Here is a 16,430-nt window from a genome sequence, read left to right on the forward strand (position 1 = left end):
CATCGATAAAAACCGTCATATATCGCTCGTGAATAACAGGAAGACGGTCAGCTATATGGTATCGCAACCTTTCTTATCGGCACGCAGTCTGATGGATCGTCATTCGAAAGAATATGATCTTTCAAAAGCGGCTTTGGAAGCCCAGAATTCAGCATCAGACGATTCTGATGCGAAGTATCTATTTTCTCTTTTCCAGTATCTCGGAGAGGGAGGGATCCAGAAGGACCAGTCTGCTGCAAAGAAAGGATTCTCGGAAGCCGCAGAGAGAGGTTCTGTGGAGGCAGGCATCGTGTCCAAAGAGTTCGAGAGGAACTCGGATGAGGTAATGGATGAGCTGATTCACAAGAGGTTCCTGGGTGAGCAAAGAGATACTGTTGCCAGCGCAGAATTATTTGCCATGTATGATAAAGGCAACGACAAGGTGAGAAAGAATCATGCCGAGGCTGTAAGATTCTATCTGGCCTGTGCCGAGGAAGGAGATGTCGATGCCCAGGCCAAGATCGGTTTCATGTATCTGATGGGAAAGGGAATACCCAAGGACAAGGACCTTGCTCTCAAATGGCTGTCCAAAGCGGCCGATAGCGGGGACGGCACTGCAATGTACCGTATCGGTCAGATGTATGAACAGGGGTTGTGCAACACAGATCCTGACGAGAAGCTTGCATTCAAATGGTATGAAAAGGCCGCAGATGCGGGCAACAAGGATGCGCAGTTCGCTCTGGGCTGTCTGTGCATGGTCCCCAAGAAGTTCCATACCGATGTCAAAAGAGCCGCTCGTCTTTTCGAGAAGTCAGCCGAGCAAGGTCATTCCGAGGCTCAATACCAGATCGGTATGTGCTATGCGTATGGGCAGGGAGTCAACAGGGATCCTGAAAAAGCCGTGAAATGGCTGGAGAAGAGCTGTGAGAACGGTTATCAGCAGGGAATGGTCGATTTCGCGAACATGTGCTTCGAAGGACAGGTTATTCCTAAAGATCTCAAAAAAGCGGCGCATTGGTTCACAGAGGCTGCAAACAGATGCAATGGATATGCCCAGTATGCTCTGGCCTGTATGTATGGCAACGGCTACTATTACGAACAGAGCGATGAGATGGCTTTGAAATGGTTCAAGGAAGCCGCTGAGATGGGTGAAGTCAATTCCCAATACTGTCTGGGTTGCTTCTATTATGAAGGAAGGGGAACGGAAAGGAACCTGGAAGAGGCGGCCCTGTGGTACACCCAGGCGGCTGAACAGGGACACCCTTCTGCAAAGGCCTTCCTCGGAATGTTCAAGGTCACCGGTTCGGGTGTAAAGCAGGATGTGGAAGAGGGATTGAACCTGTTGCAGGAATCTGCTGATGACGGTTACTACGAGGCTCAGTTCTATCTCGGAAAGCTCTATTATGAGGGCAAGTACGTCAAGAAGAACGACATCCGTGCGAAGAAGTATCTGAACATGGCTGCGAAGCAGGGCGATCCCGACGCCGCAGCGCTTCTAAATGTGATGAAATCCAAGAGGTGAATCCATGGGATTCCAGGATGTCCTCAAGGCTGCCCAGGACGGCGATCCGGATGCACAGGTCGCAATGGGTTATCTGTTCTTTAAAGGGGACGGGGTCGTCCAGGACAGGAGAGAGGCCGCAAGATGGTTCGGTCTGGCTGCTGACCAGAACAATGCTGAGGCCATCTGCAACCTCGGACATATGCGCGCCCATGGGCTCGGAATGAGAGCAGATCTTGACAAAGCGATGGAACTCTATCACAAGGCCGCGGATCTCGGCGATGCCAGAGCGATGTTCAATCTTGGTTTCATGTACTCTGATGTGGAAGGCATACCTCAGGATTGGGAGAAAGCCTACTATTGGTATTCCAAGGCTGCAGACGAAGGCAACATAATCGCCCTCTATCGCATGGCCGTCATGAACGAGGAGGGTCGCGGGATTCCCGTGGACTATCCGAAAGCGATCTCGTTCTACACCAGATGCTTCGAGGCAGATTTTCCTAAAGCAGGTTATCGTCTCGGGTTAATGTATCTGGAAGGGAGAGGTGTCGATAAAGATCTCAACAAGGCTTCCAAATACATGATCAAGGCTGCAGAAATGGGCTCCGAGGATGCCATGTGTGAGCTCGGAAAAATGCACATTACTGGTCAAGGGATGACACATAGTTTATCTAATGCAAAGAAATGGTTAGTCAAGGCAGCCAATCGCGGTTCTGAAGAGGCCGCAGTTTTGCTTGAAAAGATAAACAACGGTGAATTGAAGTGAGGATGAACGAGTATCAGAAAGAGATGATCTTCAGAGAGCTTTCCACTCTCAAATCTCACAGCGCATTCTATGCGAAGAAGTACAAGGACATCGATATCGAGAAGATCAAAACCCAAGAGGACTTCGAGACCCTCCCTTTCACTGACAAGGGGGATCTCCGCGAAGCATACCCTCTCGGACTTGCGGCAGTTCCTGAGAAAGATATCGTAAGGATCCATTCGTCGTCAGGGACCACAGGGACGCCAGTGGTGATCCCTTACACCAAGAAGGATGTAGAGGATTGGGCAATCATCTTTGAACGTTGTTATGTAATGGCCGGAATCACGGACAAGGATCGTATCCACATTACCCCCGGATACGGTCTGTGGACTGCTGGAATCGGATTCCAGGCAGGATGCGAGAGGCTCGGGGCCATGGCAATCCCCATGGGGCCTGGTAATACAGAGAAGCAGCTCCGCATGATGGAGGATCTCAAATCCACCGTACTCTGCGCCACATCGTCATATGCACTCCTGCTTGCAGAGGAGATCAAGAAGCGCGGCATCAGGGACAGGCTCTGTCTGAAGAAAGGTATCATCGGTTCCGAACGCTGGGGAGAGAAGATGCGTAACAGCATCGCTAACGAGCTGGGAGTGGATTTCTACGATATCTATGGGCTTACCGAAATATACGGCCCCGGCATCGGTATCAGCTGTGATTACCGCAACGGGATCCACATGTGGGACGATTATATCTATTTCGAGATAATCGATCCGAAGACCGGTAAGAACCTTCCCGATGGAGAGTTCGGAGAATTGGTCATCACAACACTCAGGAAAGAGGGTGCGCCGCTAATAAGGTACAGGACACATGATCTGACCAGGATCATACCAGGCGAGTGTCCGTGTGGTTCAAGGTTCCCGAGGATAGACATCATAGTCGGCCGTACAGATGACATGATCAAGGTCAAAGGTGTCAATATGTTCCCCGCTCAGTTCGAGGAAGTTCTGGCTACGATGAAGGATGCTACCAGTGAGTATCAGATCATGATCGATCATCTCGAGGGTAAGGACATGATCACACTCTACTTCGAGACCCCCGCAACGGGAACTGACAGGGAGAACGCCGAAAAGGAACTGGTTGAGAAGGTCAAATCGAAGATAGGCGTAACAGTCATCCCCAAGGCGGTTGACATGGGGTATCTGCCGAGAAGCGAGAAGAAGACCAATCGCATATTCGATAACCGTTACTGATCCCATGAGAGAACTTGACGTACTCGTGTCGGCAGTAAGGAAAGCTGCTGGAATCGTTATTGCCGGAGACCGTTCCGCTGAGGAGAAATCCACACTGATCGGCTCGTATGATGTGGTGACCGATTCCGATATAAGAGCCGAGAACTCGATCATAGAGGACATCCGCCGCGAGTTTCCAGATGATACCATAATATCTGAGGAGACCAACCCGGATGCGAAGCTGTCGAATCGCTGTTGGGCAATAGACCCTATCGACGGAACGATGAACTATTCTAGAGGCATCCCATTCTTTGGTATCCAGGGATGCTTCATGGAGAATGGTGTTCCAAAAGCATCCGCTATCTATCTGCCCGTGTTCGATGAGATGTTCACCGCTTCCGATGAGGGTGCATTCCTCAATGGGAACAGGATACATACCTGTGATCCGAGACCCTTAAATCAGTGTCTGATGTCTACTGGTGATTTCAGCAGGAGGTCACAGCAATTCAGGGATGCTCAGGCATCGGTCTTCCACGATTGTTATTCTGACATAGCTAGATTCAAGGTATTCGGAGCAGCTTGTGTGGACTTCACATATCTGGCTGCAGGCAGGACAGATATTCATCTAAGATTCCTCAACAAGATATGGGATTTCATGCCCGGCATGTACATAGCCGAGAAGGCTGGGGCCATCTACGATAAGGAATTAGCGGATAGATACGGAATACTGATGATGTGTTCCTCTGATGAGGTGCTTCAGGAAGTAAAGGATAAGATGCTCCCGAAGTTCATCTCGATTTTCCGCCAAGCATGACCAGATAGGCCAGCAGAGCTTCGAGCTGGATCCTCTCGTTGCTGCCTTCTACGATACGGAACTCGATCTCCCCGGTCTTGTCCATGAATCTGACCTTTTCCGAATCCGTTATGCTGAGGTCGAAGAAGGTGGAGTGTATCTGTCTGATGATATCCTGACCGGAAAGCCCGAATGTGATCATGATGTCATCCAGCATATCGCGGGCTTTGATGAAGTTCCCGTCCAATGCCGTCTCGATCATGTTCTTGACCGCCTGCGGGTTCGCCATTCCTGTGGTCTGATAAATGACATCGAGGTCGATCTTCTTTCCGAGGGAGGCCGCGACCTGGAGCGAGTTGACCGCACGCCTCATATCGCCTCTGGCGACATGGATGAGTCCGTTCATCGCATCCTCATCGATTTCGACATTCTCCTTGTCCACGATGTTCTGAAGGAATTCCTTCACATCATCTGATGTAAGGGGCTTGAACCTGAAAACAGCACATCTGGACTGGATGGGATCGATTATCTTCGATGAATAGTTGCATGAAAGGATGAAACGGCAGATTCCCGAGAACTTCTCCATCGTCCTCCTGAGGGCGGCCTGAGCATCGGATGTGAGCGCATCGGCCTCGTCCATGAAGATGATCTTGAATTCCGCTCCTCCGAGAGGTGCTGTCCTGGCGAATTCCTTGATCTTTCCGCGGACGACATCGATTCCTCTTTCGTCCGAGGCATTGAGCTCAATGAAGTTCCCTTTCCATTCGTCGCCGAACATTGATTTGGCCAAGGCCAGAGAACAGGTGGTCTTACCGGTTCCGGCAGGTCCTGTGAAGAGTAGATGCGGCATGTTTCTGGATGAAACATAGGCCTTGAGCCTCTCTGTCACGTGCTTCTGACCGACTACGTCGTCAAGGGTCTTGGGCCTGTACTTCTCAGTCCAAATCTCGTTCATTGGAATCGACTAGCCATGTGCGTTATAATAAAAGGTTTTATTGGACTAAGACATGGTCGAATCACCCAGAAAACGTGGATTCCGTCCAGCAATAAACCACGAAAGGTGCACAGATGTTCGAGAAATCTTCTAGTATCATCAAGGATCCCTCCAAGTTCGATTATGACTATGTTCCTAAGAACTTGGTCAACAGAGAGGGACAGATGCATGATATGGAGGTCCTTTTCCGTCCTCTGGTAGAGTACAACCGCGCATGCAACGCATTCCTGATGGGTCCGGTCGGTACGGGTAAGACCGTCACGGCCAAAAGGTTCTGCCAGGATATGAAGGACTATTGTTCGGACAAGGGCATGGCGTTGGACATAATCTATGTGAACTGTAGAAACAACAATTCTGAATCGGGCGTAATATTCAATCTCATAAGATATTTCGACAAGGGGTATCCGGAGAGAGGGTTCTCAGTCGAGAACATGGCCCGCACGCTGAAGAATCATCTTGTGAAGAACAAGAAACCGATTGTCGTCATCCTGGACGAAGTGGATGTTCTGCTGAAGAAGTCCACCGTAGACATCCTCTATCAGATAACAAGGCTTTCCGACGATGCCAACAAGCCTGCTCCGGTCTCACTCATACTGATCTCGCAGCAGTCGATCTATGGTATGATGGACGAGGCATCGGCATCGACCTTCAAACGTACCACTATGGTCCGTTTCGACAGATATAGCTGGGATGAGCTGAGGCAGATTGCGAAAGAAAGGGCTGAGGAGGCACTTCTTCCGGGCAGGGTCAGCGAAGATGTCCTGGACCAGATCGCAGACAGTTCCGAAGAGTTTGGTGATGCGAGGATGGCTATAGAGATTCTCGAGAGGGCGGCCAATCTCGCGGAAGAGGATTCTGCCGGAGAGGTCACTGTGGAGAACATACGTGCCGCCAAGGCAGGCATATACAGCGTGGTTTCGGAATCCAAGATAGAGACTCTGGACCTGAACAAGAAACTGACATTGCTGGCCATCGCCCGTGCGATGAAACAGAATGTGATGATCACGATATCTGCTGCGGAGAAGACTTATGCCATCGTATGCGAGGAATACGAGGTGCCTGCACGCAAACATACGCAGTTCTGGGGATACGTTCAGGATCTGGAAAAGGTCGGTCTTGTGAAGACACGTGTTTCATCCTCCGGAAAAGGCGGGAGGACCACTACCGTGTCGTTACCTGACATCCCGTCCAAGGTGCTTGCGGTGAAAGTGGCCGATATGCTCGACTCCGAGCTGTCCGGAAGAGAGGATGACGATGAAATGTGACCAATGCAATTCGGAAGCGGTCACATTCATCCGCTACAACGGGATGCATCTTTGTGCAGATGATTTCTCCAGGTTCGTAGAGAAGAGGGTCAAGAGGGAGATAAGGAAACAGATCAAGGTCTATCCTGGAGACCAGATAGCCGTAGCGGTGTCCGGAGGGAAGGACAGTATGGTCGCTCTCAAACTCGTGAGCGATGTTTTCGGCCCTAGGAACAGGATCGGCGTACATGCGATAACGATCGATGAAGGGATCGACGGATATCGCCCTCCCAGTGTGGACATCGTAAGGAGATTCTGCGAGGAGAAAGGGATCCAATTCCATCTGCGTTCATTTTCAGAATTGGGGGTGACGATGGATGAGATCGCTCCTCTGTCAAGGGATAGCAGCCCCTGTACCTATTGCGGCGTGTTCCGCAGGAGACTCATGAACGATGAGGCCAGGAACATCGGTGCCAAGTTCCTGGCTACCGGTCATAATCTGGATGACATGGCCCAATCCATCATGATGAACTTCGTCAGAGGGGATGTCGAGAGGCTGGCGAGATTAGGCCCTCATGAGAGGGTACAGCCGGGATTGATCCCGAGATTCCTTCCTTTGAGGCTGATCCCGGAGAAGGAGAGCCTCCTCTATGCGATGGTAAACGGTATAGAGTTCTGGGACGGGGAGTGCCCGTATTGGCAGGAGGCATTGAGGAATCAGTACAGATCCATTGTGGATGAACTGGAGGACAGGTCTCCGGGTTCGAGGCACAGTATAGTCTCCTCATACGATACTCTCAGGCCCATGCTGTACAAAGAATACACGACATCCAATCTGCATCTGTGCAAATGCGGCGAGCCCACCGTGGGCAAGAGATGCAAATCCTGCGATCTTCTGAACGACGCAAGGAAGAAACTGGGGAAATCCTGAACCGAATCAAATCTTCTTCCATTTGGCTCCGTCTTTGGAGTCTTCAAGAACGACGCCTGCTTCTTTGAGCCTGTCGCGTATCATATCGGCCAGATAGTACATCTTGTTCTTCCTGAGCTCTGCGCGAAGGTCTATCAGGATGTTCATAACGTCATCAAGTGTTCCGTCGTCTGCTCCATCCTGCGCAGGGATGATGTTCAGGATACCATTGAACTCGTCCAAGAGGTCGATATGCTTTTGAGCCGCTTTCTTGCAGAGCGTCTTCTCGTTCATGGCCTTGTTAGTGGCCCTGACCATCTGGAAGATGACCTCGATCGCCTGGCGGGTGTTGAAGTCGTCGTCCATGGCATCCCTGAATGCCTGCCTGTACTGCTCTATGGTGTCGCAGCAGTCGTTAGCGTCAGCATCTCCTTCGGGAGCGTTCTTGACGTAGGACTTGAGGTCCTTGTAGTTGTTGATGATCCTGGAATTGGCTGCCTTTGCCTCCTCCAGCATGTCCTCTCCGTATAGGAGCGGACTCATGTAGTGGGTGTTGAGGAAGTAGAATCTGATAGTTTGAGGATCATACTTCGCAGCGACATCCTTGACCGTGAAGAAGTTGCCGAGTGATTTCGACATCTTCTCCTCTTTGGTCATACCGTGACCCTTGACCTGGAGCATACCGTTGTGCATCCAATAGTTGGCCAGAGGTTTGCCGGTAACAGCCTCTGTCTGGAGGATCTCGTTCTCGTGGTGGGGGAATATGAGGTCGTTTCCTCCGCCGTGTATATCGATCTGCTCTCCGAGATATCTGTCGATCATAGCCGAGCACTCGATATGCCATCCCGGCCTTCCCTTTCCCCAGGGGGAATCCCAGGAGCACTCTCCAGGCTTCGCCGCCTTCCATACCGCGAAGTCCATCGGGTTCTTCTTCTCATCGTCCATCTGGACGCGTCCCGAAGAGGACATGTCCTCGAGCTTGGATTTGACAAGCCTTCCGTAGTTCTGGACCTTGTCGATGGAGAAGTATACGCTTCCGTCGCTGGTGACGTATCCGAAACCGTTGTCGATGATCTTCTGGACCATCCTGATAATGTCGTCGATGCATTCGCTGGCCTTGGGGTAGATATCCGCTTTGTTGATTCCTAGTTTGGACGCGTCCTCGAAGTATTTGTCGATATACCTCGCAGAGAGCTCCAGGGGTTCGATGCCTTCAGCGGCTGCCCTGTTGATGATCTTATCGTCCACATCGGTGAAGTTCGTGACGTGGGTGACCTGATACCCCAAGTACCTTAGGTAGCGTACGACCGTATCGAATACGATCATACATCTGGCATGTCCCATGTGGATGTCGTCGTAGACGGTGACTCCGCATACATACATCTTCACTTTTCCGGGTTCGATTGTCCTGAACTCCTCCTTGGAGTTCGTCAGGGTGTTATGGATCATCAGCGACATGTGATCGATGTCGTATCCAGAATGATGTAAATAATGTCTCGGACGGAGAAAGCGGGAATGCCGCGGGTAAATCGTCCTGCGGCATCCCTGCGATTGAAGTTTATTTCTTGAGTTCTGCAATCTGTTTCTTCAGATCCTCTATCTCCTGACGGAGTTGAGCGATCTCATCCTCCTCAGGGTCGGGCAGATCGCTGTGGTCCAATACGCATTCGACCTTCAGCCCCTTGTATCTGACGATTCTGCCCGGAACTCCGACGACGGTACAGTCGTCAGGGACATCGCTCAGGACGACAGAGCCTGCCCCGATACGGACATAGCTGCCTATGGTGATGTTGCCGAGAACGGAAGCGTTGCATCCAATAACGATGTGGTTTCCGAGGGTAGGATGCCTCTTACCTTTGCTTGTGGACACTCCGCCTAAGGTCACTCCCTGATATATCGAAACATCATCGCCGATGATCGTGGTCTCACCGATGACGACGCCGGTCGCATGGTCGATGAAGAACCTCTTTCCGATGGTTGCTCCGGGGTGGATGTCACATCCTGTGAGCTGGTGGGCCTTGTAGTTGATTTCCCTGGCCTTTTCCTTCTCTCCTTTGAGCCAAAGCTCGTGGCTCTCCCTATACATGCTCACGGCTTGCAGTCCAGTGTGGTATTTGATCGCATCGTTCTCATCTATGAGAGCGGGATCATTCTCCATTGCGACTGCAAGATCGTCCGGATCCACCTTCATGATATCAACATCACATCTGCCAACAATTTAAAAAGGTTAGTTCCGTCGATATAGAATAATCGTCAGTCCTTCGAGAATCTTATCAGGTCCAGCATCTCCTTGGACGGAATCCTTTCGATCATCATGTCTTCTGAGGGGTTGATCGGTCTGTCCTGCACTTCCATAGGACGGCGGGATCTGGCCGATTCGATGGCACGCTCTAGTTTGCTTTGGTTCTCAGCATAGATCCTGAAGAGTGTATCGCCCTTCTCGACCTTTTCGCCTCTTTTGCATAGCAGCTCGATCCCGGCTCCCAGGTCGCTCGGGCAACCAGCTCCTTTCGCGATTGCAACCATTCCTGCATTATCTATGAACTGTACGATGCCCGATCTCTTCGCATGGACATCCTTCACGAATCCTCCGGGAACCAGATCGCTCGATTTCAGTCCAGGGTCCCCATTCTGAGCCTCTACGATCTCCAGGAATTTGCGGTGTGCACGTCCGGATTTCAGTATGTCATAGGCCTTAGACTGACCGTCCTTCTCTCCAGACATCTCCAACAGGATTCCGGCCATGCCACACGCCTTTTCCATGACGTCGGGGTCTCCCTGTCCTTCCTCTAGGGCGGATATGCACTCGCGTGCTTCCAATATCGGCCCGATAGCCTTCCCGATCGGTTGATCCGCACGGGATACAGCACATTCGATGTGTATGCCCAGGATGGTGCCGAGGTCGATGATGGTTCTGGCAAATCTTCTGGCCGTTTCGATGTCATGGATCTTGGATCCTGATCCCATGGGGATATCCACTAGCAGATGGGTAATGCCGATTGATACCTTCTTGCTCATAATGGATGCCATCATCACCGGCCAAGGATCGATTCCCATCGGCCGCTCGGCTTTGATTATCTTGCTTCCGACAGGTGCATAGTTCTCGTTCCCGCAGGCGAAGACTCCATTGGTTTTATCCACAGCTTTCAGAAGCTCTTCGGTATCCATCTCCACATCGCAGAAGGTATCGACATAGTCTGATGTGCCGCATGCACTGCTGATTGCACGAGAGGACATCTTGGGGATCGTGAGACCTTCCGATGCCACAATAGAGACCACAATGGGCGTGATCTTGTTGCCGGGCACTCCTCCCAGGCTGTGGAAGTCAACAACCGGTTTCTTTCCGAAATCCACAGTTGATCCCGTTGATGCCATGGACCTTGTGAGATACGCGATCTCAGTGAGGTTGGAATTGTTAATGTTGAATGATGATACGAAGGCCAAAATCTCTTTCTCGGAAAGGTTTCCGTCCATGATATCGTTGACGATGGATTCTATCTCCTCTTTGGATAGTTCTTCTCCGTTGATCTTCTTGCGTATCGATCTGGCGGATTCAGGCATAGGGGAGTACGCGACATCTACCTCTCCGCCGTCGATCGCTCCGCAGCGGTTCATGATGGTGGAAGGCATACTGATTATGCCTTTGCTGACAACCTTGTCTGACATCACCAGGGAAGATACTATCGAACGGTCTCCGGTAATGCGGATACGATCGTTATGATTCACACCCAGTTCGAGACAGTCGTCCCTGCTTAGAAGTACAACTGGTTCGGAGAGGGTGATGTCGGACATCCGTACGGTCAGCTTCATGTCTGCCGAATGGATGACAGATAATTAGTGCTTATTGCTCGAACTCTTCTCCTCTGGCGAAGTTCACCGATGGGCAGGGCCCGAAGCATTCCCTGCAGAATATGCATTCGTCCTCATGGATGTGGACCTTTCCGTCCTCCATGTAGAGGGCTCCAGGTCTGCATCTGGCTGCACAAAGGCCGCAACCTACGCACTGCTCTCCGCGCATTATGAGCTGGAAGATGTGGTCGATGGTCCTTCTGGCATCCAATTCCGAACCTGACTTGCTGATGATCGAACCTTCGGCGTAAAGTGTGGCGCCCCCGAGCTCAATGTAATCTCCTTCGATCTTTTCCGGAACTATCCATGTGATGGCGTGACAGAACGGCCTGACCTTCTCGAGATCTATCGGTCTAGACAGGGCGGCTTCGACACTGTAACCGATGGTGCAGGGCGAGTACCCGTCCTGGACCTTTATGGTGATAGGGCCCTTCTCGGGTGCTTTCGTCTGTTTCGTAAGTTCCGATACCTCTTTTCCAGACACTCTCTGAACCTCCTCTTTGATCGAATTGGGTGCGCTCTTCCATCTCCAAAGGCTGTATTCCTTCCATTCTTTGGGAAGACCGCGGTCTTTCATGTATTCATCGAGATACTTGTCCCAATCATCCCATCTCTTGCTCTGTCCGGCGATGGCATCAAACTCGGCCAGATCTGATGCGGGACAAAGGAAGCAACCTATTCTGTCCAGTCCTCTCGTGTACCAGATATTGTAGGGTTCCTTCTTGTAGAAAATGTACATCCAAACGTGCATTGCGCACCAGTTCTGTATAGGCGATGCACCGATCTGACCCGGTGTCCAGGGGTTCTTCCAGACCCTCGGTTTGGAGTTCCTCTGTTCTGATTCGTACTTCCTCTGACCTATGAATGACAGGACACCGTCAGGGAAGTGCTTGTTGATGGCGCCTACGGTGGGGCCCAGTTTGTTGGTCTTGCAGCACCATCTGTAATCCTTTGCAGGGGGTCCGAAGTACACCAAGTTTCCGAAGAAAGCATCTGTCGGTGCTTTTTCTTCAATGAGCTGAAGACCATGTCTTTCGCACACATCGTGCACATGTTGGACCGTCTCGTCGAATTCCAATCCTGTGTCGACGAAAAGAACCGGGAGTTTCAATCCAGCATCCAATGTCAAGAGCAGTGAAGCAAGACTGTCCTTACCTCCTGAGAATGAGACGATGGTCGGAAGGTTCTGCTTTTCCATCGTCTTCTTGATGAATCCGACGGCCTCGTCTACCCTTCTCTTTATTACCCCTTCGTTGGCCTTAACAGCCTGATCCCAGGAGTTGTTCTTATCGGTAAGGTCTCTGAATTCCTCAGGCCTATACCATCTGGTCCTGACCGCAACCCCTTTCGTGGATTCGACCATCTCAGGGCCGGTCATCTTGGCCATTCCGGTCGCGATTATCTCTCTGTCAGGCGTTATTATGATTATCTCATCGCCGAACTTTATGTCAGGGTCAGCGTCAACAACTCCAGGCGCCATAAGGTTCTTGCTTTCCCTTATGAAACGAACCGCTTCGGGATCGCAAACCACGTACCCTTTGGAGAAATGCTTTCCGATACGGTATGCACCCTGCATCCTAGCTACGAATTTCCATCCGGATCCCATATCGTATCTGAATGATGCTATGACTGCCCCATCTATGACAACCTCGTCCATCCTGTCCAGGGAAGGTGCCTTGTTTAGGATGACTACATGTCCGTCGGGGATTACCGCCCTGCCTGCACCTTCACCGTAATCACGGTCAAGGATGCTTCTGATCAACTGTATGTCGTGATCGAATGTAGGCCTTGAATCCCCAGGGGGCGTGAGGACCACCTCTTCGGTGGGACTGCTGCAGACTGGACACTGTTCCTTTTCCAGAATAGGGAGGTTGCATTCGTAACACCATCTCAGGTGGTTCTTTCCCAGTCTTATGGCGGCCATTTCACTCAGGCCCCTCTAGGGAGAGGGCGGTATAAATCGTTTCATGGTCATGGAACGACGGAAACGGCAGTTTTACTGCTGTCCGCCGGAAGTGATTCTTCTTATGCTTCCTTTGCGCCACCCTCAGGACCTCCTGAGCTGGAAGATGACAATAGATGAGACGATCGCAGCTACTGCCGCGCCAATCCCTATCATTGTGATCGAACTGTCACCGCCAGAAGAGGACTCCATGGGTGTTCCGTTCTCACTGACAGAATCTACCACAGTCTGAGGGAAATCAGAAGAGATATCCGTATCGATCGGAGTGGTATCCACGACTTTTGTTTCCCATTTCGGGTATAGGTCCATATCCTTCGAAACGGTGATCCTGTCCTTGAGGACCGTGGATGAACCGCTCTCGGTCCATCCGATGAATTCCGATCCCTCCTTCAGAACGATCTTCAGAACTATCTGTTCATCCTTTCCGCAGTATACGGTGTCTGTTGAGCTTCCTTCATGGTAGTTCACCGCCAGTAGTTTCTCCCATACAGCGTACAGGGTGGTGTTCCTGAGAATCATCTTTGTAGATTGCGATGTCAGAGTTGCGGTCTGCGCTTTGCTGTTCTCACTCCAGCCGAGGAACTTGTATCCTGTCTTAGAAGGGGTGCCCGCAACCGACAGGTCCTGGACAGTGTACAGGTTGAGGTCGTATGCGGCGATCAAAGATGTTCCGTCCATGAATCTGAGGGAAACCGTCGAGGGGACAGAAGGTGTATTGTTGCTGTCATCCTTTTTGGTGCTTCCCGATGAGGATTGCTCTTTCGCAGGCGTTTCCGGAGTGGTAGTACTGCCTGATTGGGGCTGACCTTCTCCAGATGGCTGTTCTTCCGCAGGAGTCTTTGAAGGACTGGTGCTTCCTGCCTGAGGCTGGGTTTCTGCAGGGGTTTCGTCCCCAGACGACGGTGAACCCTTCTCAATCGGTTCGTTTCCAGAACCCTTCTTCTCATCTGTCGAAGTTGAATCCTCAACGGACTTTCTATCCCCAGGAGTGGAAGGTTCCTTTTCAGGTTCCTGCTTATCTTCACCAGAGGCGGATTGTGCAGGGTCCAGATGCCAAATCTCGAAGAAATCGGTATCCTTGGTTATGGTGGAGGAATCTCCGGTTCTGAAATTAACAGGTCCATCTGCGGCAGTAGCCCAGCCATCGAATATGTGCTGTGCCCATCCGCTGTCGCTTGGGAGTGTGTAAGATGTGTTCTGTTCGACTTTGGTCACAGTGGTCTTTCCGTCATGATCATGAAGTGTCACGGTGAATTTGCCGTTCTCGGCCCATATCGGGTACAGTTTTGTATCGTTCTTGATAATGAATGAATCCCCATCGTGATAGAGTATGCTTCCTGTTGATGACAGCCCCCATCCCTGGAGGGTGAAGCCACTCTTTGTCGCAGTTGAGCAACCTACAATTACCGTCTCTCCGTAATCGAATGTTTCTGTCTTCGTAGAATCGTCCAGAACATATTTGACGGTCTTCTTGTCAGTCAGCCAAATGGCATGGAGGTCCATGTCGCTTACGACCCTGATGCTGTCGCCCCTGTACAGTTTGCTCTCCGTGTCCCCCAACTTCCAATTCTGGAAGGTCTTTCCTTCCGTCATCGGATTATCCTGCTGAACATATACTGTGTCCCCGTCATATGCCTTGATGGTTCCGAGGACCGTATCGCCGTCCAGATAGCGGATGGTGAACTGTGATCTGTCCTCATAGACCGCATATATGCTGCAGTTGCCGCTGATGACGGGGTCTGAACTCAATACCGCGCCATTGGATTCCAGGCTCCATCCCATAAACCTCTTGGATTCCGGCGCTGTCACGGATAGTTCGGATAGACGCAGTTCAGTGTTAGCAGCGACCATCTTAGAACCGATTTTGACGTCCTCGGAAATAACAGAGACGGTGAACGTGTTCGCATTCCAGCTGCTTACGGCAGTATGGTCGCGGAAGGTGGTTATCTTACTGCCGCCTTCATAGTATTCGTTTCCTACATACCATCCTGTGAAATCATATCCAGACACGCTTTGAAGTTCTGGATAGCTGTCGCCCACGTTGAATGACTGGCGGGCGGGGAGTCCGGAAGAATCAGGCAGTGCGGAATGGTCATAGGTCACAGTGAACGGCAGATATGTGATCTCCAGATAGATGTCGCTTCCCAGTTTGGCAAATTCGGACTCAGTAATTGTGGTCCTGGTAGTGCTCTCTCCCTTGATCTTCCACGATTTGAATAGATTCGATGCAACATTCGGATAAGGGATCTGATATGTTCCTTCTCCTGAGATGTGCATGTCATCGTCTAATCCAGTGATCTCTGGGAAATGGATGGTCCAGCTTCCGCCCTCAACGTGCAGCGATTGTCCGTTGAAGTAGTAATAGCAGCTTCCGCCGAGCTGATTGGCAGCAGTGGTTGCGGTTGTGGTTCCGTTGGAATCCGTGAACTTGAAAACGGCATTGCTCGACCCGGTGTAGAATGTAAGCTTGTATTCTTTGGAATTGGAGTTGTAAGTGCTTGTGAGCTCCACCAGATGAACATCCTTGAGGGTAATAGTGGGGACGTTCGTCAGAACAGAAGCTTGGCCGTCATTAAGAAGCTGTCCTTTGGGATAGCCTTCGCTGAATGCATCCGTCGCAATGGATGTGACATTCCTCAGATCCTCGATCTGAATCTTGCTTCCAAGGTAGGTCCCGCTCTTAATCTCCGAGACACTGGTATTCAGAAGGTATGGTCCTGGACCTTTGCAGTTCTCGAACGCATGGGCACCTACCACCGTAAGTTTGGTTGAGAAATCGAAATTCACCGCACCCGTATCCTTGAAACAATAGTATCCTACGTTCTTCAGACCAGGGGCCTTGAATGAAGCAAGGCCAGTACAACCTTCGAAGGCTCTGTCGCCCAGCATCCTTACGTTATCGTCGAGTACGACATTGACCAGGCTGGTGCAGCCTTTGAAGGCCTCTGCCTTGACCGAGGCCGAAGAGATATAGATGTTCGTTCCAGGCAGTGTTTCGTCAGTATAGCTGATGTTATTGGCATCAGTGATTTCGACATAACCGCTGGGTACGGCACCGTCGGAGCCGTCCGTGGCGATTACGAAGAATGCCGTGACCATGGTCAGGACCACGGCGATGAATGCCATCGTTTTATTCATTTTTGCATCACCCTTGCGGTCCAATTGCATGGTCCGCAGGAGTGATTACGGGTGTGAATATTAGATACGTTCCCGAGATTCT

Annotated in this window: 12 protein-coding genes; 6 read left to right on the forward strand and 6 right to left on the reverse strand. The window is 51.0% G+C overall.

The annotated features are described in order from the left end of the window. The first annotated feature begins 55 nt into the window (after nucleotides 1-55). The 4 genes from E7Z62_02565 to E7Z62_02580 are packed head-to-tail and all read left to right on the forward strand — an operon-like array spanning nucleotide 56 to nucleotide 4,271. The gene (locus tag E7Z62_02565) at nucleotides 56-1,501 is read left to right on the forward strand and encodes a sel1 repeat family protein (GenBank protein ID MBE6521997.1); all 1,446 of its coding nucleotides are present in this window, start codon (nucleotides 56-58) and stop codon (nucleotides 1,499-1,501) included. 4 nt (nucleotides 1,502-1,505) lie between these two features. Next, nucleotides 1,506-2,246 (forward strand): sel1 repeat family protein, encoded by a 741-nt coding sequence (locus tag E7Z62_02570; protein ID MBE6521998.1) that lies wholly within the window; start codon nucleotides 1,506-1,508, stop codon nucleotides 2,244-2,246. A 2-nt stretch (nucleotides 2,247-2,248) separates the two neighbouring features. Next, nucleotides 2,249-3,478, forward strand: a complete 1,230-nt coding sequence (locus E7Z62_02575) for a phenylacetate--CoA ligase (GenBank protein MBE6521999.1) — start codon at nucleotides 2,249-2,251, stop codon at nucleotides 3,476-3,478. 4 nt (nucleotides 3,479-3,482) lie between these two features. Continuing rightward, entirely contained in the window at nucleotides 3,483-4,271 is a 789-nt protein-coding gene (locus E7Z62_02580; protein ID MBE6522000.1) for a hypothetical protein, read from the forward strand. On the opposite strand, the gene E7Z62_02585 is transcribed toward E7Z62_02580, so the two are convergent. Continuing rightward, a complete protein-coding gene (locus E7Z62_02585; protein MBE6522001.1) occupies nucleotides 4,246-5,205 on the reverse strand; it encodes a replication factor C small subunit in 960 nt (319 codons plus the stop codon). The two genes, E7Z62_02580 and E7Z62_02585, sit on opposite strands and share 26 nt — an antisense overlap. Nucleotides 5,206-5,318: 113 nt before the next feature. Between E7Z62_02585 and E7Z62_02590 the strand changes: the two genes are divergently transcribed. Further along, complete coding sequence (locus E7Z62_02590) at nucleotides 5,319-6,509, forward strand: AAA family ATPase (GenBank protein ID MBE6522002.1); 1,191 nt, start codon at nucleotides 5,319-5,321, stop codon at nucleotides 6,507-6,509. Then, nucleotides 6,499-7,419, forward strand: a complete 921-nt coding sequence (locus tag E7Z62_02595) for a TIGR00269 family protein (protein MBE6522003.1) — start codon at nucleotides 6,499-6,501, stop codon at nucleotides 7,417-7,419. The genes E7Z62_02590 and E7Z62_02595 overlap by 11 nt, the downstream gene beginning before the upstream one ends. Before the next feature lie 6 nt (nucleotides 7,420-7,425). Here E7Z62_02595 and E7Z62_02600 read toward each other — a convergent pair whose 3' ends face one another. From E7Z62_02600 to E7Z62_02620, 5 genes are all read right to left on the reverse strand, one after another. Beyond that, nucleotides 7,426-8,856: a cysteine--tRNA ligase gene (locus tag E7Z62_02600; GenBank protein ID MBE6522004.1), complete on the reverse strand. Its 1,431-nt coding sequence runs from the start codon at nucleotides 8,854-8,856 to the stop codon at nucleotides 7,426-7,428. 100 nt (nucleotides 8,857-8,956) lie between these two features. Further along, nucleotides 8,957-9,589, reverse strand: coding sequence for a serine acetyltransferase (locus E7Z62_02605; GenBank protein ID MBE6522005.1), 633 nt, complete (start codon nucleotides 9,587-9,589; stop codon nucleotides 8,957-8,959). Nucleotides 9,590-9,651: 62 nt separating this feature from the next. Beyond that, nucleotides 9,652-11,208, reverse strand: coding sequence for an AMP phosphorylase (locus E7Z62_02610; protein MBE6522006.1), 1,557 nt, complete (start codon nucleotides 11,206-11,208; stop codon nucleotides 9,652-9,654). 31 nt (nucleotides 11,209-11,239) lie between these two features. Then, nucleotides 11,240-13,171, reverse strand: coding sequence for a 3'-phosphoadenosine 5'-phosphosulfate sulfotransferase (locus tag E7Z62_02615; GenBank protein ID MBE6522007.1), 1,932 nt, complete (start codon nucleotides 13,169-13,171; stop codon nucleotides 11,240-11,242). A 123-nt stretch (nucleotides 13,172-13,294) separates the two neighbouring features. Beyond that, nucleotides 13,295-16,378 carry a hypothetical protein gene (locus E7Z62_02620; protein MBE6522008.1) on the reverse strand — a complete coding sequence of 1,028 codons (3,084 nt, stop codon included), beginning with the start codon at nucleotides 16,376-16,378 and terminating at the stop codon, nucleotides 13,295-13,297. Nucleotides 16,379-16,430 lie beyond the last annotated feature (52 nt).

The sequence above is a fragment of the Thermoplasmata archaeon genome, from assembly GCA_015063285.1.
Classification (GTDB): domain Archaea; phylum Thermoplasmatota; class Thermoplasmata; order Methanomassiliicoccales; family Methanomethylophilaceae; genus Methanoprimaticola.

What these genes read in the sequence shown, in the direction of transcription:
- E7Z62_02620 (MBE6522008.1), bottom strand. Translation starts at nt 16,378, where the DNA reads ATGCAATTGGACCGCAAGGGTGATGCAAAAATGAATAAAACGATGGCA.
- E7Z62_02585 (MBE6522001.1), bottom strand. Translation starts at nt 5,205, where the DNA reads ATGAACGAGATTTGGACTGAGAAGTACAGGCCCAAGACCCTTGACGAC.
- E7Z62_02595 (MBE6522003.1), top strand. Translation starts at nt 6,499, where the DNA reads ATGAAATGTGACCAATGCAATTCGGAAGCGGTCACATTCATCCGCTAC.
- E7Z62_02605 (MBE6522005.1), bottom strand. Translation starts at nt 9,589, where the DNA reads ATGAAGGTGGATCCGGACGATCTTGCAGTCGCAATGGAGAATGATCCC.
- E7Z62_02600 (MBE6522004.1), bottom strand. Translation starts at nt 8,856, where the DNA reads ATGTCGCTGATGATCCATAACACCCTGACGAACTCCAAGGAGGAGTTC.
- E7Z62_02570 (MBE6521998.1), top strand. Translation starts at nt 1,506, where the DNA reads ATGGGATTCCAGGATGTCCTCAAGGCTGCCCAGGACGGCGATCCGGAT.
- E7Z62_02590 (MBE6522002.1), top strand. Translation starts at nt 5,319, where the DNA reads ATGTTCGAGAAATCTTCTAGTATCATCAAGGATCCCTCCAAGTTCGAT.
- E7Z62_02610 (MBE6522006.1), bottom strand. Translation starts at nt 11,208, where the DNA reads ATGAAGCTGACCGTACGGATGTCCGACATCACCCTCTCCGAACCAGTT.
- E7Z62_02580 (MBE6522000.1), top strand. Translation starts at nt 3,483, where the DNA reads ATGAGAGAACTTGACGTACTCGTGTCGGCAGTAAGGAAAGCTGCTGGA.
- E7Z62_02615 (MBE6522007.1), bottom strand. Translation starts at nt 13,171, where the DNA reads ATGGCCGCCATAAGACTGGGAAAGAACCACCTGAGATGGTGTTACGAA.
- E7Z62_02565 (MBE6521997.1), top strand. Translation starts at nt 56, where the DNA reads ATGGTATCGCAACCTTTCTTATCGGCACGCAGTCTGATGGATCGTCAT.
- E7Z62_02575 (MBE6521999.1), top strand. Translation starts at nt 2,249, where the DNA reads ATGAACGAGTATCAGAAAGAGATGATCTTCAGAGAGCTTTCCACTCTC.